The organism is uncultured Bradyrhizobium sp. (assembly GCF_947648125.1).
Taxonomy (GTDB): Bacteria; Pseudomonadota; Alphaproteobacteria; order Rhizobiales; family Xanthobacteraceae; genus Bradyrhizobium.
On the sequence record NZ_CANSMR010000002.1, the window covers coordinates 168,363 to 189,170 of the forward strand.

The 20,808-nt window shown below is 65.5% G+C and carries 20 protein-coding genes and 1 tRNA gene; 8 read left to right on the forward strand and 13 right to left on the reverse strand.

What is annotated here, in order from left to right; all coding sequences use genetic code 11:
* Positions 1–120: 120 nt before the first annotated feature.
* Together Q0030_RS04430 and Q0030_RS04435 are read right to left on the reverse strand one after the other, a co-directional pair.
* Positions 121–195 (reverse strand) — tRNA-Glu (locus Q0030_RS04430).
* 380 nt (positions 196–575) lie between these two features.
* Positions 576–920 (reverse strand): hypothetical protein, encoded by a 345-nt coding sequence (locus Q0030_RS04435; protein WP_298363442.1) that lies wholly within the window; start codon positions 918–920, stop codon positions 576–578.
* 155 nt (positions 921–1,075) lie between these two features.
* On the opposite strand from Q0030_RS04435, the gene Q0030_RS04440 reads away from it, so the two are divergent.
* The gene (locus Q0030_RS04440) at positions 1,076–2,308 is read left to right on the forward strand and encodes a Zn-dependent hydrolase (RefSeq protein ID WP_298363444.1); all 1,233 of its coding nucleotides are present in this window, start codon (positions 1,076–1,078) and stop codon (positions 2,306–2,308) included.
* 96 nt (positions 2,309–2,404) lie between these two features.
* On the opposite strand, the gene Q0030_RS04445 is transcribed toward Q0030_RS04440, so the two are convergent.
* Positions 2,405–3,349, reverse strand: coding sequence for a sulfite exporter TauE/SafE family protein (locus Q0030_RS04445; RefSeq protein WP_298363445.1), 945 nt, complete (start codon positions 3,347–3,349; stop codon positions 2,405–2,407).
* 516 nt (positions 3,350–3,865) lie between these two features.
* Here Q0030_RS04445 and Q0030_RS04450 point away from each other — a divergent pair.
* The 3 genes from Q0030_RS04450 to Q0030_RS04460 all read left to right on the forward strand — a co-directional run bounded on the left by Q0030_RS04450 (position 3,866) and on the right by Q0030_RS04460 (position 6,848).
* Complete coding sequence (locus Q0030_RS04450; protein ID WP_298363447.1) at positions 3,866–4,903, forward strand: PrsW family glutamic-type intramembrane protease; 1,038 nt, start codon at positions 3,866–3,868, stop codon at positions 4,901–4,903.
* Positions 4,904–4,953: 50 nt separating this feature from the next.
* On the forward strand, positions 4,954–5,526 hold the full coding sequence (locus tag Q0030_RS04455) for an HdeD family acid-resistance protein (protein WP_298363449.1): 573 nt from the start codon (positions 4,954–4,956) through the stop codon (positions 5,524–5,526).
* Positions 5,527–5,762: 236 nt separating this feature from the next.
* A complete protein-coding gene (locus Q0030_RS04460; protein WP_298363451.1) occupies positions 5,763–6,848 on the forward strand; it encodes a 3-deoxy-7-phosphoheptulonate synthase in 1,086 nt (361 codons plus the stop codon).
* Positions 6,849–6,914: 66 nt separating this feature from the next.
* On the opposite strand, the gene Q0030_RS04465 is transcribed toward Q0030_RS04460, so the two are convergent.
* From Q0030_RS04465 to epmA, 3 genes are all read right to left on the reverse strand, one after another.
* Entirely contained in the window at positions 6,915–7,181 is a 267-nt protein-coding gene (locus Q0030_RS04465; RefSeq protein ID WP_298363453.1) for a hypothetical protein, read from the reverse strand.
* A gap of 244 nt (positions 7,182–7,425) precedes the next feature.
* The gene (locus Q0030_RS04470; RefSeq protein ID WP_298363455.1) at positions 7,426–8,517 is read right to left on the reverse strand and encodes a lysine-2,3-aminomutase-like protein; all 1,092 of its coding nucleotides are present in this window, start codon (positions 8,515–8,517) and stop codon (positions 7,426–7,428) included.
* On the reverse strand, positions 8,514–9,566 hold the full coding sequence (gene epmA, locus Q0030_RS04475) for an EF-P lysine aminoacylase EpmA (RefSeq protein ID WP_298363457.1): 1,053 nt from the start codon (positions 9,564–9,566) through the stop codon (positions 8,514–8,516). The genes Q0030_RS04470 and epmA overlap by 4 nt, the downstream gene beginning before the upstream one ends.
* A gap of 364 nt (positions 9,567–9,930) precedes the next feature.
* On the opposite strand from epmA, the gene efp reads away from it, so the two are divergent.
* A complete protein-coding gene (gene efp / locus Q0030_RS04480) occupies positions 9,931–10,497 on the forward strand; it encodes an elongation factor P (RefSeq protein WP_173643398.1) in 567 nt (188 codons plus the stop codon).
* 155 nt (positions 10,498–10,652) lie between these two features.
* A complete protein-coding gene (locus Q0030_RS04485) occupies positions 10,653–12,239 on the forward strand; it encodes a M23 family peptidase (protein ID WP_298363460.1) in 1,587 nt (528 codons plus the stop codon).
* Positions 12,240–12,486: 247 nt separating this feature from the next.
* Here the strand turns inward: Q0030_RS04485 and Q0030_RS04490 are convergent, their stop codons facing one another.
* The 4 genes from Q0030_RS04490 to Q0030_RS04505 all read right to left on the reverse strand — a co-directional run bounded on the left by Q0030_RS04490 (position 12,487) and on the right by Q0030_RS04505 (position 15,138).
* Positions 12,487–12,909, reverse strand: a complete 423-nt coding sequence (locus Q0030_RS04490; RefSeq protein WP_298363463.1) for a chorismate mutase — start codon at positions 12,907–12,909, stop codon at positions 12,487–12,489.
* Between the two features lie 116 nt (positions 12,910–13,025).
* On the reverse strand, positions 13,026–13,919 hold the full coding sequence (locus Q0030_RS04495) for a dihydrodipicolinate synthase family protein (RefSeq protein WP_298364569.1): 894 nt from the start codon (positions 13,917–13,919) through the stop codon (positions 13,026–13,028).
* A 195-nt stretch (positions 13,920–14,114) separates the two neighbouring features.
* Complete coding sequence (locus Q0030_RS04500) at positions 14,115–14,621, reverse strand: cupin domain-containing protein (RefSeq protein WP_298363464.1); 507 nt, start codon at positions 14,619–14,621, stop codon at positions 14,115–14,117.
* 37 nt (positions 14,622–14,658) lie between these two features.
* Entirely contained in the window at positions 14,659–15,138 is a 480-nt protein-coding gene (locus Q0030_RS04505; protein ID WP_298363465.1) for a carboxymuconolactone decarboxylase family protein, read from the reverse strand.
* An 83-nt stretch (positions 15,139–15,221) separates the two neighbouring features.
* Between Q0030_RS04505 and Q0030_RS04510 the strand changes: the two genes are divergently transcribed.
* On the forward strand, positions 15,222–15,794 hold the full coding sequence (locus Q0030_RS04510; RefSeq protein WP_298364571.1) for a MarR family transcriptional regulator: 573 nt from the start codon (positions 15,222–15,224) through the stop codon (positions 15,792–15,794).
* A gap of 55 nt (positions 15,795–15,849) precedes the next feature.
* Positions 15,850–17,085, forward strand: coding sequence for a lytic murein transglycosylase (locus Q0030_RS04515; protein WP_298363466.1), 1,236 nt, complete (start codon positions 15,850–15,852; stop codon positions 17,083–17,085).
* A gap of 127 nt (positions 17,086–17,212) precedes the next feature.
* On the opposite strand, the gene Q0030_RS04520 is transcribed toward Q0030_RS04515, so the two are convergent.
* From Q0030_RS04520 to Q0030_RS04530, 3 genes are all read right to left on the reverse strand, one after another.
* Positions 17,213–18,031, reverse strand: coding sequence for a glucose 1-dehydrogenase (locus tag Q0030_RS04520; protein ID WP_298363468.1), 819 nt, complete (start codon positions 18,029–18,031; stop codon positions 17,213–17,215).
* An 18-nt stretch (positions 18,032–18,049) separates the two neighbouring features.
* Positions 18,050–19,891 (reverse strand): single-stranded-DNA-specific exonuclease RecJ, encoded by a 1,842-nt coding sequence (gene recJ, locus Q0030_RS04525; RefSeq protein WP_298363469.1) that lies wholly within the window; start codon positions 19,889–19,891, stop codon positions 18,050–18,052.
* Between the two features lie 154 nt (positions 19,892–20,045).
* A complete protein-coding gene (locus tag Q0030_RS04530; protein WP_298363470.1) occupies positions 20,046–20,765 on the reverse strand; it encodes a haloacid dehalogenase type II in 720 nt (239 codons plus the stop codon).
* Between the last annotated feature and the right edge of the window lie 43 nt (positions 20,766–20,808).

Consider the following 20,808-nt stretch of genomic DNA (forward strand, 5'->3'; position numbering starts at 1 on the left):
GGCAAGCGTGCTGTTGCCAGCCTCAACGAACACAGAAAGAGCAAGATTCCCCAAACCCCTCTTTTGCGTTTGGGGAAAATCGAAAAAAGTGAAGGAAAAACAACGCCGAGCCATGCGCAATGGCGCTCCCTAGCGGAATCGAACCGCTCTCTCCACCGTGAAAGGGTGGCGTCCTAACCGATAGACGAAGGGAGCAAAACTCCCGGCAAATCAATACGTTAGACGTGAGATATGCCGTACTGGCCGCTACCGGCGAACGGCCGCGACGGGCGAACGTATAGTGGCGATTGGCCGGACGGGCAAGCGTTCAGAACGCTTTTCCCGGACTGCCCGCCCAGGTCACCTGCGGGAGATTACCTGCACGACAATCCGGCCTCGATCGAGGTCCAGAAACCGCAATGCGACGGCACATGCGCATGGGCCCGCGAACCGCCCCCATGAATCAGGATGGCGGCGGCAAGCGCGACGACGACGGCGGGAACAATGAGTCTACGGAGCGACATGGGCCTGCGCATCGAACGACATCGTGGCCTAACTAAGGCCCGCAGGCCGGGTTGATGTCTGGCGACAGCGCGCTAGTGATTGGTCACGCTCGCGACGTCCTGACGATTGGTCGGCTGCGCCGCCGCCACCGGCGTCTGCTTGATACAGGTGCTGCAGATCACGAGCTTGCGCGCCAACCGGTCGTCCGCATCCGCTTCAGACAGTTGCGTCTCTGCCGTCGCCGGCGACGCATTCCGCGCATGCCGTCGCGGCTGCGGCTGATTGGGATCCTGCCCGGCCCCGTCCCAGGCCAGCGGACCGGTTCCCGGCTGCGGGGTCGTCATGCTGTATTGCTGCGAATATTGCGCGCAGGCGCCGAGCGCGATCGGGAGAAACAGCACAGCGGCCTTGCGGGCCCAGTTCCTGAATGCAGACATGATCACACTCACACGCTATTCGTACCGCGACATCGGTACTGCGACCTAAGAGCAGAACCGCTAAGAAATCGTTTGCCCTGATTGTTCCGTCGCATCCAACCGCGACGGCATCAAGACGGGATTGAGGCACCAAGACGCTCATCCGGAGTCCAACCATGCCAGGCATCAACGGTCGCTTCGACGGCAAGCGCGTGCTCGCCGATCTCAATGCGCTGCGCGCGATCGGCGCCTACAGGACCGGCGTGCACAAGCCGACATTCTCGGAGCCGCATCTGCGCTCGCTCGACTGGCTTGCGGCGCACCTGCCCGATGCCGACCTCACCGCGACGATCGACGGAATCGGCAACGTGTTCGGCACCAGTGCGAAAGCGGGACCGAAGCTGCTCGCGGGCTCGCATCTCGAAAGCCAGAACCATGCGGGCTGGCTCGATGGGCCGCTCGGCGTCATCTATGCGCTGGAGGCCGCGCGCGTCATCAACGGCGATCCCGGCATCAACGGCGCGGTCGAGGTCGCCGCATGGTGCGACGAGGAAGGACATTTCGGCAGCTTCCTCGGCAGCCGGTCGTTCGCCGGCGTCGTGACCGAGGCCGACATCGATGCGGCGCGCGACCGCTCCAGCGATCGCACCATGCGACAGGCGTTGCACGATGCGGGCTTTGCCGGCCGCCCGCGCCTCACCGCCGAACCTCGCCGCCACATCGGCTATCTCGAGGCCCATATCGAGCAAGGCGACACGCTGGAAAGCAGCCGGCTCAAGATCGGCGTCGTCACCTCCATCGTCGGCATCTGGCAATATCGCATCACGTTCAGCGGCGTGCAGAACCATGCAGGCACCACGCGGATGGCGGCGCGCAAGGATGCCGGCCTCGCGTTGGCGCGGTTCTGCGTCGCGATCGACGACAGCTTCCCTGCCCTGTGCGGACCGCGCACGGTCTGGACCACCGGCCGCATCACGCTGGACCCGGGCGCGCCGAGCATCATTCCAGGCCACGCCGATATGCTGTTCCAGATCCGCGACGACAATCCCGAGGTGATCGCGCGTCTCGAGGCGCACCTGCATCAGTTGGCGAAAGAAGCCAGCGCGCAGGGCCGCTGCGGCGTGAAGGTCGAGCGCATCCGCACCGGCGTGCCCGCGATGATGACGCCTGCCTTCCAGGATGCGATCGAGGCCGCGAGCGCCGCCTGCGCCGGCGGCAAATCAATCCGGATGCCGAGCGGCGCCGGCCATGACGCCCAGGTCCTCGCCACCATCATGCCGGCCGCGATGCTGTTCGTGCCGTCGATCGGCGGCATCAGCCATCACTGGAGCGAGAACACCGACGACGCCGATATCGTCACGGGCGCCGAGGTGTTCGTCGAAACCTGCCGCCGCCTGCTGGCAGGTTAGAGCGTTTTCGAGCGAAGTGGACACCGGTTCGCGTGAAGAAAACGCGTCAAAACAAGAATCTAGAGCTTCGGTTCTGATTCGATCAGAACCGAAGCTCTAGCCACCTTGCGAACGCCGCTCCGCGGCATTGTCGCCATCAGGTTGGGCCGCCCCGATTCCGGATCGCAGCGGAGCCAACGCGTGCGAGCTCTGCGCGATCCCTCTCCGCGCGGTGAAGAAGACATACAACAAGCAGATGTCGATCAGGATCGTGCCGGCCATGACGCTGTAAGCCCACGGGCTTTCCAGCAGCTTCACTTCGACCAACACGCGCGACAGTCCGAATCCCACGACCCATGCATCAAAGCTCATGCAAATCCGGCGAAACGTCTCGGCATCCAGCCGCCGGATCAGCCAGGCACCGAACGGGATGCCGACGACCACGCAGGGAACGAGCACGAACAAGATGCTCCGGCTCTCTTCGATGAACAGACCGAGCTTGTAATACGCGATCGCAGTCAGGCCGGACTCTGTCACCCGCACCAGTGCGAGACCGGCCCGAAACTCGTCTTTGACCAGGCCCTGATTGTTGAAAAGCATCGCCAGCGGCGGTCCCGAGATGGTCGTGACCGAGTACAGGACCCCGAGCGCCGTTCCGAACGGCAGACCGACCAGCCACTTCGACTGGATCGGCTTCCGCCAACCGGCCGCCTGCAGCAGGATAAGCGGCAGAATGATCGAGTAGGTGGCGAATTTGATCCAGCCGGGCTGCAGTGACGTCAGGGCAAAGGCTCCGACTGCGATGCCGGGCAGCATGCCGATGAGAATAGGCAGCACGCGCCGCCACACGGCCGGAACGCCGCTCAGGTTGATGCACAGAACATACAGGTTGACGAAGACTTCGACGATGACGACCGCAGGATTGAGAACGCGGTTGGTGTAGAAGACAAGCGCGACCGGCACGGTGAGCGAGGAAAACCCGTAACCCAGCGCACCATTTACAAAGGCCGCAAACAGGGCGATCACGGCAAGAACGATCACAGCAGAATCAATCGAAGACATCTTTGCCTTTTACCGGATCAGTCGCTTTGCCCGCGACATTATAGCCCATGGAAAGGGCCGAGGTGCCGAAACTTGCCGCCGCTACGTCGTGCCACGGCCACGCGCCGTGAAGTTCGCGCGATCTGCGGGTCGGCGACCTCGTCATGCCCTGAGCCACCTTGTCGGTGCGCCTCCCGTCTCACTCCGACACGCCATCGCCGTGCGGCTCGCGACATCAAAGCAAGCTGGCTGGACCGACAGATCGTCATCCGATCGCGGTTCGGGTACTGGGCACTGCGCCTGGAACGCCGCACGGGGCGTTTTCGCTGCCAGGAACTGCCCGGCAACCGGTAGTCGCCCACTGCTTTGAGCCGATCGAGGCCCGCGCCGCGCTTTCGCCGGCAACCGTGGCATATTGGACACGAGAAGGGCGTCAGCCGAGCCGATTCCTCAGTTGCCCGATTTGCAATCCGCTGAACTTGCTGCCATTTCTTCGGTACGCATCGCTTTGGTGCCGTAAAAGGGGCCGTCCGGCTCATGTTGTTGCTTGAGTCGCTTCCGACTGTGATTGGCGCCGCCGCCATCGCGCCCGCCCTGCTGGTGCTGTGGCTGGTGATTGCCGCCGACGAGCGCCCCGGACCGCCGGTGCAGGTGTGGCTCGCCTTCGTGCTCGGCGCGGCCAGCATCTCGCTGCTCGGCCTGGCGCGAGTCCCCTTCAATGCGCTGCTTGCCATTCCCGACAATCCCTGGGCGACCCAGGCGGTCCGCGCCGCGTTCGGCGTCGCGGCGCCGGAGGAGATCGTCAAGGTTCTCGTCATCGTCGCCATCTCGACGCGCCGCCGCGCGTTCGCCGATCCGATGGATACGGTGGTCTATGGCGCGGCCGCGGGCCTCGGATTTGCGGCTTACGAGAACCTCGCCTACCTCGTCCAGCACAAGGACATGTGGCGGGCGCTCGCGGCGTTGCGCAGCGTGCTCACGGTGCCGTTTCACGGCGCGCTCGGCATCATCGCCGGAGCCTACCTTGCGATCGCGCGCTCCGGCGGCGCGCTCGGCGCCTACCGGGGTCACCGTGACTGGGCGCGCATCACCAACTGGGCGCTGGTGCTGGTCGCGCCGGTCGCGCTGCACGCGGCGTTCGACTTTCCGCTGCTCGCGCTCCAGCGCATTCCCGATCTCAGCTCGACCACGCATCTGCTGCTTGGTTCGGCCAGCGTGCTGATCGGCTTCTCGTCGATCGGCTTTGCGATCCGCCTGGTGCGCCGCCTCGGCAGGCATCATGCCCCGCGCACCGACGTTGCGCGCGAGCGGCTGAGCCAGCTGCGGCGGATGTGGGCGCTGCTGCTGGTCGGCGGCGGCACCGGCTTTGCCGGGGTCTCCTTCCTGCTCACCTCGCTGCATCACTGGTACATCAATCCCGAGCGCAATGCGTCGTTCATCCTGGTCCCGATCGGCTTCACCTCGATCCTGATCGGACTGGCGCTGCTGATCGCGACCACCGCCGTCTATTTCCTCGGCCGCAACCGGATGCGGACCGCCGCGGAGGGCTTTCCGTCCACGCCGGGCCAGGGCTAGGATACGCCGCACGCTCGCAGACTTTACCGTCGCCGATTTGGAGAGCCGCGATGACCCTGTCCAACGATCTCGACAAACTGCGATCGCAGATGCAGGCCGCGGTCAAGCAACACTGGAAGGCGTTCCTGTTCGAAGGCATCCTGCTCGTGATCCTCGGGATCGCAGCGATGATCGTGCCGACATTCGCGAGCCTCGCCGTCACCATCTTCCTCGGCTGGATGTTCCTGATCTCAGGCATCGGCGGGCTGATCGTGACCTTCTGGGCGCGCAACATGCCGGGTTTCTGGTGGTCGCTGATCTCGGCCGCGCTCGCCGTGCTGGCCGGCATGGTGCTGCTGGCCCGCCCGATGCAGGGCGTGCTGACGCTGACCATCGTGATCGGCGCCTATTTTATCGCCGAGGGCGTCGCCACCATCATGTATGCGCTGGAGCACCGCCGCGAATTGTCGGGACGCTGGTCCTGGCTCTTGATCGCCGGCCTGATGGACGTCGTCGTCGCCTTCTTCATCATCGCGGGCTTGCCGGAGTCGGCGGGATGGGCGATCGGCCTCCTCGTCGGCCTCAATCTGATGTTCGGCGGGGCGACCCTGATAGGTATGGCGTTGGCGGCGCGCAACACCTGACGGCGAACCGGCTCGCCTGCGGATTTGGGGGGTGACAGGCCAATATCGCTGCGGTATAGAGCCCGCCATGATCACCGTCGCCACCAGCTATTTTTGGTACTTTAGCTACGACAGCTCGCTGGCGGCAGGAGGATCGCGCTCAATCTGAAGAATTGCAGCAAACGTCCAAAACAAGCCGCCAGACCTGGCGGCTTTTTTGTGTGCCGGCAGGTCCGAAAAATCCAAAGGAGCCAGCCGTGTTGAGTACGACAGACGATCTTCGCATCAAGGAACTGAAAGAGCTGAGTACGCCCGAAGAGGTGATGCGGGAGGTCCCGCGCACCCTGACGGCGACCCGCGTCGTAATGGGCGCCCGCAACGCCATCCACGCGATCCTCAACGGCACCGATGACCGCCTGCTGGTCGTCGTCGGCCCCTGCTCCATCCACGATCCCGCGGCGGCCGTCGATTACGCCGAGCGTCTCGCCGGCCTGCGCGAACAGCTCGCCGACCGCCTCGAGATCGTGATGCGGGTCTATTTCGAGAAGCCGCGCACCACCGTCGGCTGGAAGGGGCTGATCAACGATCCGGATCTCGACGGCAGCTTCGACATCAACAAGGGCCTGCGGCTTGCACGCAACGTGCTGTCGGCCGTGAACAATCTCGGCCTTCCGGCCGGCACCGAATTCCTCGACATGACGACGCCGCAATACATCGCCGATCTGGTCTCCTGGGCCGCGATCGGGGCGCGCACCACCGAGAGCCAGATCCATCGCGAGCTGGCGTCCGGCCTGTCGTGCCCGGTCGGCTTCAAGAACAGCACCGATGGTGGCGTGCGGATCGCGGCGGACGCGGTGAAGTCGGCGTCGCACCCGCATCATTTCATGGCGGTCACCAAGGGCGGCCGTTCGGCGATCGCTGCGACCAGCGGCAACGAGGACTGCCACGTCATCCTGCGCGGCGGGCGGATGCCGAACTATGATGCAGCGAGCGTCGATGCGGCTGCCGCCGAGCTCGGCCACGCCGGTGTCGCGCCGCGGCTGATGATCGACACCAGCCACGCCAACAGCAGCAAGAAGCCGGAGAACCAGCCGCTGGTTGCCGCTGACATCGCCCAGCAGGTCGCAGGCGGCGAACAGCGCATCATCGGCGTGATGATCGAGAGCAACCTTGTCGCGGGACGTCAGGACGTCGTTCCGGGCAAGCCGCTGACCTACGGCCAGAGCATCACGGACGGCTGCATCGACCTCGCGACGACGGCTGACGTGTTGAAGCAGCTCGCCGATGCCGTCGAGGCAAGGCGCAGCGTGCGGCGCGATGGCCTGCAGGAGCGTTCGGCCTGACGCGGCCGGACGGATTGAGCGTTGCCGGCGGGGCGGATATCGCGCTCCGCCGGTCTGTTCCGTAGCTTAGCAGCCGCGGCAGATGCTCTTGATCTTCTTGTCGAGCGCAGCGTCTTCCTTGTTGGCCTGGCTGTTCGGATCGCTGATATTCTTCTCGTTGCCCACGTCTCCGCGGCGTGGCTGACGATGTCCGACCGGCGCGTCCGGCACCCCCGAATTCTTCTGCATAGAGGACGATCCGCCCTGTTGCTGCGCCCATGCCTGGGACGTTCCAAGCTGGGGCGCTCCGACCGCAACCGTCATCAGAGCCATCACCAAAACAGTCTTCCGCATCTCGCGTCTCCGCTTCTCAACCCTATTGCGCCCGTTCCGGGACCGCGACGGTAGCACAGTTGCGTCGCCCCTGCGCTGCGCAATCCTGGACCTTCCGTATATCGGCCATGGTGCCAAGGAGCCATATTCTCGCCGCGACCAGCACCACAAAGAAGCCGAACATCACAGCATTTTCGACGCCGCGGCTGCCCCCCTCGTCGGGCGGCTCCTGCCGTCCGTCCCCGGCCCCGCTCATCGCGGCGGCTCAGGGTTGCGGCGGGTAAAGATGAACGTCACCGCAATAATCGACGATACGGTACTGCCGTTCCGGCGGATCTTCACGTTCGCGGGAAGCTGGCTGCGACAAATAGGTCGGGCCGATCGGCGCCTTGCCGTAGCCACCGGGAATGTCGAGCACGTAATCCGGCTGGCACAGTCCGGAGACACGCCCGCGCAACGCCCGCATCAATTCCTGTCCGGCTTCGATCGTGGTGCGCAAATGCGCGGTGCCGGGCGCAAGGTCGCCGTGGTGCAGATAATAGGGCTTGATCCGGCACTCGACGAAGGCGCGCATCAGCGCCGCGAGCGTCGCGGCATCGTCGTTGACGCCGCGCAGCAGGACGGACTGGCTCACTAACGGAATGCCGGCGTCGGTGAGGCGCGCGCACGCGGCGCGGGCGTTGGCGCCCAGCTCGCGCGGATGGTTGGCGTGGATCGCGATCCAGGTCGCCGCCCCCTCGACCCGCAGCGCCGCGATCATGTCCGGATTGATGCGTTCGGGATCGGCGATGGGGACACGGCTGTGAAGGCGGATGATCTTCACGTGATCGATACCAGCGAGGTCGGCCATGATCTCGGACAGCCGGCGCGACGACAGCATCAGGGGGTCGCCGCCGGTCAGGATGACTTCCCAGACTTCTTGATGGGTACGGATGTACTCCAGCCCGGCGCGGTACGCATCGTCGGACAAGGCCGAGGCCTTGCCCGGCCCGACCATTTCGCGCCGGAAACAGAACCGGCAATAGACCGCACAGACATGGACGAGCTTGAACAACACCCGGTCCGGGTAGCGATGCACGATCCCGGCGACCGGCGAATGCGCATCGTCGCCGATCGGATCGGCGTTCTCGCCCGGCTGCTCCACGAGCTCGTCAGCGCTCGGAATGAACTGCCGCGCGATCGGGTCGTTGACGTCGGTCGGATCGATCAGCGCTGCGAGTTCCGGCGTCACCGCGACCGCGTAGCGCGCAGCCACCTGTTCGAGCTCGGCAAGGGCCGCGACCGGCGCGAGGCCGGCATCGACCAGCTCGCGCGGCTGGCGCAGCGTTGCCGCCAGTTTCGGATCGATCCTGTTCATGGCTCTCCTGCAGGCGGCGTCCAGACCACCTGATCAATTCGTGGCGCGCCGCTCGCCAGCATCACCAGCCGGTCGAAGCCGAGCGCGACGCCGCTCGCCTCGGGCATCTGGCCAACGGCGGCAAGGAAATCGTCGTCGAGCGGATAGCGCTCGCCGTAGCGGCGGGCCTTCTCGTCCATCGCTGCGGTGAAACGATGGCGCTGCTCGGCCGCATCGGTCAACTCGCCAAAGCCGTTAGCGAGCTCGACACCGCAGGCATAGACCTCGAAGCGCTCGGCGACGCGAGGCTCGCCCGCCTTGGTGCGCGCCAGCGCGGCCTCGGGCGTTGGGTATTCGAACAGCACCGTCAGGCGGCCATGGCCAAGATTGGGCTCGACATGCTCGACCAGCACCTTGCTGAAGATGTCCGACCAGGTGTCGTCATCGGCGATCCGAACCCGCTCACGCGCGGCTGACGCCAGCGCCTTGCGGTCGCCTTCGCCGCCAGAGATCGTGGCCAGCAGGTCGATGCCGGCGAAGCGCTCGAAACCGGCGGCAACCGTCAGCAACTCCGGCTCCGCAAAGGGGTCGGCCATCCTGCCGCGGAATGAAAACCGCCCGATCCCGGTCGCCTGCGCCGCGTGTGCGATCACGACGATCGTGTCGGCCATGATGGCGTCATAACCGGCATTGGCGCGGTACCATTCCAACATGGTGAATTCGGGCAAATGCAGGTCGCCGCGTTCGCGATCGCGGAACACCCGCGCGAACTCGTAGATCTTTGGCTCGCCGGCCGCGAGCAGCTTCTTGCAGGCGAACTCGGGAGAGGTGCGCAGATAGCGTGGCGCCGACACGCCATCGGCCTGCCTGAGCTCGGTACGGGGGGCGTGCAGATGCGTCTCATTGCCCGGCGAGATCTGCAGGATGGCGGTCTCGACCTCGGCAAATCCCTGCTCCTCGAACCACGCCCGCAGCGCCCGCGTGATCGCGGTCCGCGCCTGCAAGAAGGGCCTGCGATCGGCGTAGCGCGACGGCGTCCACCAGGGCGATGGCTGGTCATGAGCGGTCATCGGCCGGCCACCCCAGCGGCTGTGGATTCAACATCAACAAGCCACCGCCCCGATTGAAGAGCCGCGCGCAAATCCTTGATTCCATACAAATACATGGTCGACACGGCCTTGGTCGCAGCGGAACGCGGCGAAGCGTGTCCCTTCTTGTCGAAAGTAGCCGGAATTGTCCATGTGCAGCCTCGGCTGAACCTGGGCAAGCGGCCCGAATTCGGGCGGCGGGAACGGCTGGCAAACTGCCGAATTCGGCCGCAAAAGACTGGCATCTCAGGGACAAATCAGTATGTTGCAGCCCGAAATCGCCGCCACGGCCGAGGGGCTGCCGGTCCGGTTTGCGCCCCCGCTTCTCAAATTCAGGAAAACACCTTTGAAAGTCATCGCCAGTTCCATCCGCAAGGGCAACATCATCGAGCAGGATGGCAAGCTCTATGTGGTCCTCTCCGCCGAAAACATTCATCCCGGCAAGGGCACCCCCGTCAGCCAGATCGAAATGCGCCGCATCGGCGACGGCGTGAAGGTGTCGGAGCGCTACAAGACCACCGATCAGGTCGAGAAGGCCACCGTCGAGGACCACAATTACAACTACCTCTATGAGGACGCCGACGGCTTCCACTTCATGAACAACGACAACTACGACCAGGTCCAGGTCTCCAAGGAGATCGTCGGCTCGTCTGCGCCGTATTTGCAGGAGAACATGACCGTGAAGCTGTCGATGCACGAGGGCAATCCGGTCGCGATCCAGCTGCCCCAGCGCGTGACGCTGGAAGTGGTGGAGACCGAGCCCGTCACCAAGGGCCAGACCGCCTCGTCGTCGTACAAGCCCGCGATGCTGTCCAACGGCATCCGCACCGGCGTGCCGCCGCACGTGTCCACCGGCACGCGCATCGTCGTCATGACCGAGGACGGTTCCTACGTCGAACGCGCCAAGGATTGAGCGGAAGGGTTGGGCGGCGCCGCGCGGTGACATTCGCAATGAATCATCACCGCGCATCAGGTTGTTGTTCAAGCTCAAACTTTCCGGAAAACTGCTACACACTTTTCCGGAACTTGCTCTAATCTCTCGCGATCAGACATGACCCGGGGAGTGCAGTGAACAGGACGGTCGTCAGCTTCATCAGTTGCTGGCTCGCAGCCCTGCTCTTGCCTTCTCCCGACGCTCATGCCGACGAATTCCGGACGCCTTCGATCTCGGCTATGCGGGTCGAATGGCGCTCGGTGCTCGACCAGCTCCGGCAAGAGATCACCACCCGGCCGGCCATTGCCTCCAGCTTCACGTTCGCCGGTCAGCGCCGCGTCCCGGCCACCGATCCGCGTGCGACGCCCGCGCTGGTGCAGCTGAACGCAGTGACATCGCCGCTGTTCCCCGGCATTGGGCGCAGCCCGATCCCGGTGCTGCTGCCGTTCGACCCCGCAAGCTATCTCGACGCCCGACAGAACGGCGCACCGGCCAGCCTGCCGGTCGCACGCTACCAGGCCGACTTCCGCGCGGCTGACGTCTTCCATGCCGGCGCGTCGGGCTATGACGCGGTGTTCTCGCTCGACCCCGGCGCCGGCGACGGCATGCCGCCGCGGACCTTTGCCAAACCGGTCGAGGTGCAGATCTCGGGCTCGATCCTGGTCTACGACCTCGCCGACCGGCTCGGCGGCAAGGGCGAGCCGGTCAAGACACTGGCCGCGCAGTTTCCGGACCTGCGCCGCTTCATCCGCGAAGGCTATGTCCGCTACGCCTTCACCCGCTTCGGGATTCCTTATGTCGTTGCGATCCAGTGCCTCGACAGCGCGCCCCGATCGAAGCGGCTCGCCTGCCGCGAGGCCTATCCGGTCGCCGAGCGCTTCCTGAAGGCGTTGCGCATCGCCGGCGGCCAGCCGTCACGGCCGCGCCGCGACATCGCCTCCGACATCGCCGAGCGGCCGATCGCTCAATCGGCGGACTTCACCTACCGCCCGAGCGGCGACATCGTTCCGGGCAGCGGCGGCCGCAGGCAGCAGGGCGGCCACGCCGACTTCACGGTGTACTCGCAGATCCGCTTTCCGCTCGACAAGGCGCCGGCCTTCGCGCACTCGCAATCCTTCGCCCGGCGCAAGGCAGGCGCGACTGTCGACGAGTATCCCTGGCAGGACAATTTCTGCGAAGCGCGCAGCTTCGAGGTCGGCCAATGCGCCAGCGGCTACGGCCATCAGGGCCAGGATATCAGGCCGGGCGCGTGTCCGGCCGACAGCAAGGACAGTTGCGATCCCAGGCAGCAGGCGGTCGTCGCGGTGCGCGACAGCATCGTGATCCGCTCGGCGCAGCAGCAGGCCGCGACATTGCAGGTCAACACAAGCACCGAGCATATCCGCTTCCGCTACATGCACATGAACCCGTCCGTGATGGACGCCGACGGCCTGCTCAACGGACGCCGCCTCAGCGAGGGCGAGAAGATCGGCGTGGTCTCGAACTATCTCGACCATCCCAACGGCACGTCACGGCATCTGCATTTCGACGTGCAGGTGTTCACGCGCGACGGCTGGCTCTGGGTCAATCCCTACACCACGCTGGTGTCGGCCTACGAGCGGCTGATCCGCGGCCGCGGCCGCGAGATCGGACCCGAGCCCGGGCCTGCGGCCGCCGTGGCCCATGCCCTGCCCGACGACGTCATGCATCGCATCGACACCCAGGAAGGTGGCGGCAATTAGCGCGAGCGGAGTGGACACCGCGGTTCGGGGCGCACAGCCAAAATATCGAAAACAACCCCATGCAAAGTAGCCGGCGGCCGTCGTCATCAGACACGACGACTTGACACGTCGGGCAACTCAGCGGCATTATTCCATTATTCCGAAATAGTGCAAACGTCGCTCGCCCGGGCGCCATGGCGCTCCGCGCCACATCGGTCGCGTCATTGCGCGGATTGGGAAGCTGCACCGCATGGTGAGCTGCGTCCGCCTATTTCTTCCACGGCGCATCGCCGCGTGCAGCAGCGTCCGCGAAGATGCCCTGCTCGTAGTCGATAAAGGCACGCACCATTGCGCGATAGGCGGCTTCCGCAACCTTCGGCGACAGCCCGTCCGCTTCCGCAAGCGCCATCGCCTTCTTCACGACAGCCTCGGCGCGCTCCGGGGCTTCGACCTGCGCTGGGTTGGCCTTGAAGCGCGCGGCTTCATGGACGTAGCGGCCGCGCTCGGCCATCAGGCGTACGATCTCGCGGTCGAGCCGGTCGATATTGCTGCGCACCTCGCCGAGCGTCTTGCAGCAGACACCGTTGTCGACGGTGGGACTGCCCCACAACGCCGGCGCGTCGGTCACGGGCTCCTCGGCCAGCGCCGCGGCGGGGATCAGAAGCATCAACAGAACCATCGGCAATCGCATCAAACGTCTCCCAGTCAGTGAGCACGATGGGCGATTGTTATGCCGATTTTACACGCGCGTGGAAGCCGCGATGGCGCTGCAGCCACCGCGAATTCCATTGCGAACCGCGGCGATGATCAACCGATGTCCATTCCGGCCAATACCTCACTGACCTTCTTCTGGGCGTCCGGGGGCAACGGCAGGATCGGACGCGGAGGTTCGGCCGCACAGATCCCTCTGAGATTGGCGATCGCGTAAACCACGCGCACGCTCGAGAATGTCTTGAGCAACTGCCAGACCGGTTGCAGCCGCGCGTCGAGCTGCCGCGCCCTGGCGGCATCGCCACTTGCCACGGCACGGACGATGTCGAGGCAGACCTTGGGGAAAATCCCTGCGAGCACGCTGTACCAGGTCTCGCCGCCCGCCAGCAGCGCCTCGGTGCAATTCCAGTCGGCACTGTAGCCGAGCGAGAATCCGCTCGGCACGATAGCGCGCAATTCAGCGATATGGCCCGGCAGCGCGGCAGCGTCCAGCGCGGGACTCTTCACCGCCAGGATTCCCGCAACATGACTCAAACGGCCGATCAGAGCCGGCGTGAATCGAAAATGCGTCGTGCCTGGATTGTCGTAGATGCAGATCGGCAATCCGCTTTCACGCGCCACTGTTTGAAAGTGCTCGAACACTTCGTCATCGGTCAACGGGGTATAGGACACCGGCGCCAGCAGGCCAGCCGCCGCGCCGGCATCACGCGCATCCTGCGCCAGTTTCACCGCATCATCGGTGCGCAGTGCGCCGACGCCGACCAGGAGCGGCGTTTTGCCGTCTGCCAGGGCTGCAGCCGCCTGCACGGCACGTCGCCGCTCATCGCGGCTGAAATACGGATATGAGCCGGTGCTTCCGAGCAGCCCGATCGAATCCACCTTCGCCGCAATCAAGGGCTCCAGCAACGCGCGCAGCGCTCCCGCATCGACTTGGCCATCTCTGTTCGAGGGCGTGATCGGGAAGGCGGAAAGCCCATTGAGATTGACCATCGGTTGCTCCTGTTCGTTGACCGCCGCGCGAGCGGCGAAATCGCATTGCGGTCGTCGCCGCCGCGCCATCAATCACAGCGCCGAATTCTGCTTGCAAGGTCCAGTTTGCTGCGGACTTCACAGCAAACTGGTCCAGTGCGCAGCGGCGCTTGCAGTCTGCGGAATTGGGCCGGCTTCGATCGGAATTGCCGGCGGCTATTCCAGCATCGTGGTCAGTTGCGCGCCTTCGTCCGCGACGAACACCGCGATCAGTTCCGCCGGCTCCGTGGTGCTGGCATTGGCCGAAACCATGTGGGTCGAGCCCGGCGGCTCGAAGAAGGACTCGCCGACCTTGAAGGTCTCAACCGGCCCGCCGCCGAGCTGGGAACGGATCTCGCCCTTGGTGATGTAGGCCGTCACCGAGCCGGAATGGCGGTGCGGCGGCGTGAAGCCGCCGGGACCATAGAACACGCGCACCACCGTAACCCGCTTGCCCGGCACGTTCGGCAAGGCATGCGAGGTGATGACCTCGACCTTGTCGAGCGGCGACGCCGCATTGGCGCTCGCGCAGAGCGGTGCAATCACCGCGGAGATCGCATCCATCGGGATCGGCAGCGCCTTGCCGATCACGAAGGCCGAGGCCAGTCCCGCAATCACGGCCAGCGCGACCACCCGCGGCGGCCGCGCGAATGAAAGAGACGGTGTCATCGCCATCGAGGTCATCGGTTGTTCTCCCCTGCCGATTGCCGTTCGTTCCGTCTCACGAAGCCGCTGCGGCCGCACGCCGCCGGCGCGGCGGCGGCGTCCAGCGATAGGCGGCGCCGAACCGGTTCCAGACATTGATCGAAGCGATCGCCGAGGTCAGGTAGGTCAGCTCCTTTTCGGAGAATTCAGCGGTGGCCTCGGCATAGACCTCGTCGCTGACGCCATTCGGCAGGGTCGTCAGCGCCTCGGTCCAGGCCAGCGCCGCGCGCTCGCGCGCCGAGAATTGCGGCACCTCGCGCCACACCACGACGAGGTTGAGCTTGTCGACGGGGACGCCGAGGCTCTCGCCTTGCAGGATGTGATACTGCACGCAGAAGGCGCAGCCGTTGATCTGCGAGGCGCGCAGCTTGACCAGTTCGAGCAGCTGCTTGTCGAGACCGGCCTTCGCCGCGAGCTGGCCGAGGTCACGCACGACGGCGAAGACATCGGGGGCGAGCTTCTCGAAGTCGGTGTATTCCTTGCGGGCATGTGACATTGGCTTGGCCTCATGTTATCAGTGTACTGACATATTATCAGAGCTCTGATATCAAACAAGACGCAGACATTCGCGAAGGCAACATGGCGGGAATGCAGAAACGAGGGAAATCCGGCGCAGCCCGGCGGCGCCCGGCGGGGAAAGCGGCGGCGGGCAAGGCAGCGATCGGGGCGGGATCGGCCGCAGACGCCCTGCCCGCCTCCGCCGTCCCGCCGCCCGGCGAAGGCAAGCGCGGCGAACAGGGATATCTCGCCTATCTGCTGCGCCAGGCGAATGCGGCCTCGCGGCTGTCGATGGAGCGCGAGCTGGCAGGCCTCGGCGTCACCTCTCCCCAGTTCGTCGTGCTGACGATGCTGAAAGCCTATCCGGGCCTCTCGGGCGCCGATCTGGCACGGGTGGCATTCCTGACGCCGCAGACCGTCAGCGTGATCATCCGCAACCTCGAGCGGGACGGCGCGATCCGCAAGACGCCGCACCCGGTCCACGGCCGGGTGCTGCAATGGACGCTGACCAGCCATGGAACCACGCTGCTGGAGAAATGCCGCCATATCGCCCAGGCCCAGGAGCGGCGGCTCGCCGCCGGCCTCGACACCAAGTCAGAGCAAATTGTTCGGCAATGGCTGTCAAAAATCGCCACAGATTTGCAGGATACCTAGTTCTTGCGGCGTCATGGCTTTTGGCCCACCTGGACGGCGCCGCTAGACTGGGCGCATGAAACAGCCTGATTCTTTGAAATCCCCTGCCCGCCGCGCCGTTCTGAAGGCGGCGCTTGCGGCTGGCATGACAGTCGGAACTCCGCTCGGCGCACTGGCGGCCGCGCCTCCGGGCTTCGATCAGTGGCGCGACAATTTTCGCGCCCGTGCACTGGCAAAAGGCATCTCCGAGGCGACCTGGAATCGTTGCATGGGACGGGTCGAACCCGACATGAGCGTGTTCAAGCAGATGCGCAACCAGCCCGAATTCCACGAGCAGATCTGGCAGTACATCAACCGCCGCGTCTCCGACTGGCGGGTCATCCACGGCCGCGAGGCACTGAAGAAGAACGAGGCGCTGTTCGCCCGCATCGAGCGCGACTTCGGCGTCGAGCGCGGCACGCTGCTCGCGCTGTGGGGCGTCGAGTCAGCCTATGGCGATCCACTGGTGCAGCAGAACCACATGACGCCGGTGTTTCCCTCGCTTGCCGCACTCGCCTGGAACGAGCCGCGCCGCAAGGCCTATTGGGAAACCGAGCTGATCAACGCGATGAAGATCGTGCAGCGCGGCTGGAGCACGCCGGCCGAGATGAACGGCTCCTGGGCCGGCGCGATGGGCCATTCGCAGTGGATGCCGGAAGTCTGGCTCAATGTCGGCTTCGACTATGACGGCGACGGCAAGGTCTCGCCGTTCGGCCGCCCCGACGACGCGCTCGGTTCGACCGCGAAATATCTCGTCAATCGCGGCAAATGGCACCGCGGCGAGCATTGGGGCTACGAGGTGCGCGCACCCGGCGGCGGCGCCGGCGGCAGCCGCACCTATGCGGCCTGGGCGAGCGCCGGCGTCGTCAGAGCCGACGGCCAGCCGTTCCCGCAACCGAACGCGTCGGCGCAGCTCTGGATCCCGGTCGCGGGCGGTCCGGCCTTCCTGCTCGGCCCGAACTTCAATTCGGTGAAGAGCTACAATCCGTCGATGAACTACGCGCTGGCAATCTGCCATCTCGGCGATCGCTGTCTCGGCGGGCCGCCCTTCATCCAGCCGTTCCCGGGCTCGGAGCGCGCGCTGACGCTTGCCGAGGTGCAGGAAATGCAGACGCGGCTGACCAAGGCCGGCTTCGACACCGGCGGCACCGACGGCCGCGTGGGCAACGACACGATGCAGGCGATCAAGGATTTCCAGACCAGGGCAGGCCTGCTGCCCGCCGACGGTTACGGCGGGCTCAAGGTGCTGGCGCGGCTGCGGCAAGGCGGCTGATCGGCGCTCACCGCGACCGAGGCTGCGTAGCCCGGATGGAGCACCGCGAAATCCGGGGCGGCTCTCGCCTGTGATATGACCGGTCCCGGATTGCGCTGCGCTCCATCCGGGCTACGACAGTTTGCTGCTAACGGGCCGCCGGCTGCCGCACCACGCCGCCGGCGTTCATGCCGCCGTCGATCACGAGCTCGGTGCCGGTGACGTAACGCGACGCATCGGAGGCGAGATAGAGCACGCCTTGCGCGATCTCGATCGCCTGGCCGGCGCGGCCGAGCGGCGTTGCGAACCTGGCGCGCTCCTCCGGATCGATCGGTGCGTTCTGGCCGGCGCCCGTCGCGCCGGTCGGGATCTTGCCCCAGATCGGCGTGTCGATGATGCCGGGATGCACGGAGTTGACGCGGATGCCGTCGTTCACCTGCGCGCATTCCATCGCGATCGATTTGGCGAACAGCCGCACCGCGCCCTTGGTCGCGCTGTAGCCGGAGAGTGTCGCCGCGCCGCGCAGGCCGGCAAGCGACGACATCATGATGATCGAGCCGCCGCCAGTTTTACGCATCAGCGGCAGCGAATGTTTCACCGACAGAAATACGCCGTCGATATTGATGGCGGTCTGCCGGCGCCAGTCTGCGAGCGACATCTCGACAATCGACGGCGCCCCGATGCCGATGCCGGCGTTGGAGACCATGATGTCGAGGCGTCCATAGCGCTTGCCGATATCAGCGACGACCTCGATCCAGCGCTCCTCGCTCGTGACATCCTGCGGCAGGAAGATCACCTCGCGCCCAGCCTTCTTGAGCCGCGCGGCGAGCTCGGGGCCCCTCAACTCGTCGATATCGGTCGCAATGACCGTCGCGCCTTCCTGCGCCAACAATTCGACGATCGCCTCGCCAATACCCGACGCGCCACCGGTCACCAGCGCGACCTTGCCTTCAACCTGTCCTGCCATGTGCACTCCCGACGTTTCTTATCTGATCACCGCCGGGCCCTGATCCGGTACCGCGACGTCGAGCACACGGAATTGCACACGTTCGGTGCCTTGCCAACGGTCGACTGCGAGAGAGCCCGCCACGTGCAATTGCTGGCCGCGATTTTGCGTCAAGGCGCTGCCGAGCTTCTGTCCGACCGAGCGGAATGCGATACCGTTGACGATGGAACCGTCGCCGGACTTGAAGCGCAGCCGCAAATGCGCCTGCCCGACCTCGTCGGCATAGACCAGCTGATGCGACGGCAGCGCGACCACCGGCTCCGGATTGGCGGCACCGAACGGACCCGCGCGATTGAGCGTCGCGGCGAATTCCGGCGTCACCGCGCGCGCGGTGACCGCGCCATCGATGAACAGCTCGTTCTCGTGGCGCGAGTTGGCAACGTCGGCCGCCAGCGCGCTTTCCATGTAGGCGCGGAATTCGGCGAGCTTCTCCTTGCGCAGCGTGACGCCGGCCGCCATCGCGTGCCCGCCGCCTTTCATCAACAAACCGTCGTGCACGGCCTGCCGCACCGCCTTGCCGATATCGACGCCGCCGATCGAGCGGCCCGATCCGGTGCCGATGCCGCCCGGCTCGAGCGCGATCGCAAAGGCCGGCCGCGCGAACTTCTCCTTCAGCCGCGCCGCGACCAGCCCGACCACGCCGGGATGCCAGCCTTCCGCCGCGGTGACGATGACAGCGCCCTTGTCCTCGAGCCCGAGCGAGGCCAGCGCCTCGGCTTCGGCCTGCGCCTCGGCCGCCTGCTCGATCACCCGCCGTTCGGCATTGAGGCGATCAAGCTCGGCCGCGATCCGCGCAGCCTCCGAGACATCGCCTTCGAGCAGCAGCCGCACGCCGAGATCGGCGCGCCCGATGCGGCCGCCGGCATTAATGCGCGGGCCCAGCATGAAGCCGAGATGCCAGGCCTCCGGCGGGCCATTGAGCCGCGCCACATCCATCAGCGCGGTGTGGCCGACATGGTCGCGGCGGCGCATCGCGATCAGGCCCTTGGCGACGAAGGCCCGGTTGAGCCCGATCAGCGGCGCGACGTCGGCGACGGTGCCGAGCGCAACGTGATGCAGCACGCTGAGCAGGTCGGGCTCCGGCATCTCGCGGGTCCAGAAGCCGCGCTGGCGCAATTCACGATTCACCGCAACCAAGGTCACCAGCACGAGGCCGACGGCAGCGAGATGGCCGAGCCCCGAGAGATCGTCGGGCCGGTTCGGATTGACCAGCGCGTCGACCTCGGGCAACTCGTCGCCGGTCTGGTGATGATCGATCACCACCACCGACATCCCGAGCTTCTTGGCTTCCGCCAGCGGCTCGATGCTGGTGGTGCCGCAATCGACCGTGACCAGCAGCGTCGCGCCCTTGGCCGCCAGCGCGCGGACGGCGTCGACGTTCGGACCGTAGCCTTCGAAGATGCGGTCGGGAATGTGGATCAGCGGGTCCAGCCCGCAATGGCGCAGATGCCAGGTCAGCAGCGCCGCCGAGGTCGCGCCGTCGACGTCGTAGTCGCCGAAGATCGCGACCTTCTCGCCGCGATCAGCGGCGTCGGCAATCCGCTTGGCCGCATGCTCCATCTCGGTGACAGTGTGCGGGTCCGGCATCAGCTTGCGGATGGTCGGGTCGAGGAAGTCGGCAACCTCGTCGATCGCGACGTCGCGGCCGGCCAGCACGCGCGCCAGCATTTCCGGCAGATTGTGCCGCTGCACGATCGCGAGCGCCCGCGCCGCCGCGCGCGCGTCCAGCCGGTCGCGCCAGAGCTTTCCGGTCAGCGACCGCGCCACGCCAAGGAACGCCTGTGGCGCCTCGACGGGAAGTGCGGATGCGTGGAGCGTCATGATCCCTTCTGGAGCCAGAGCGTTTTCGAGCGAAATGGGCGGCGGTTCGCGTGACCGAAACGCGTCAAGACAAACCTAGGGCTTCGGCTCTGACCCAATCAGAACCGACGCTTCGGGCAGGAATCGTAGCGCTTCAATGATTCGCAGACCAGTTCTAGCAACCCATCCGGGTGGCGATTTCCCCGAAATCCTTGGCCACGATGTCCCAGGCGCCGGTGGCCTCGAAATCGACTTTCTGCAACGGGCCGTATTCGGTCGACCGCGCGACGAACGCCGTCTTCAGGCCGTGCTTCTGCGCATGCTTCAGGTCGTAATTGTGCGCGGCCACCATCATCACCTGCTCCGGCGGCAGGCACAGCAGCTTCGCGGCGCCGAGATAGGTTTCCGGATCGGGCTTGTAGTGCTCGAACAGCTCGGCCGACATCACGAGGTCCCAGGGCAGACCAGCGAACTTCGCCATGTTGGTGAGCAGCGCGACGTTGCCGTTCGACAGCGGCGAGATGATGTATTTGCTCTTCAGCCGGGTCAGGCCGGCGACGCTGTCGGACCATCCGTGCAGCCGATGCCAGCCCAGCGTCAGATGTTGCAGGTCGGCCTCGGTGAGACCCTTGATGTCGAATTGCGCGACCAGCTTCTCCAGCGAGCGGCGGTGCAGGACGTCGAGGATGACGTAACCGTTCTGCGGGTTCTTGCGCACCTCGTCCATCGAGGCCGTATAGACCGCGCGCCAGCCGTCGACCAGCGCGGTCCAGTCGGCCTTGATGCCTGATGTCTCGCCCCATTTGGTGAAGTCGTTGATCAGGCTGGTGCGCCAGTCGACCACGGTTCCGAACACGTCGAACACCAGTGCCTTGACGCCGGAAAGATCGGACACGCTCGCCTCCCTTTTTCTTGTTGTTATTTTATCCCGTCGTTCC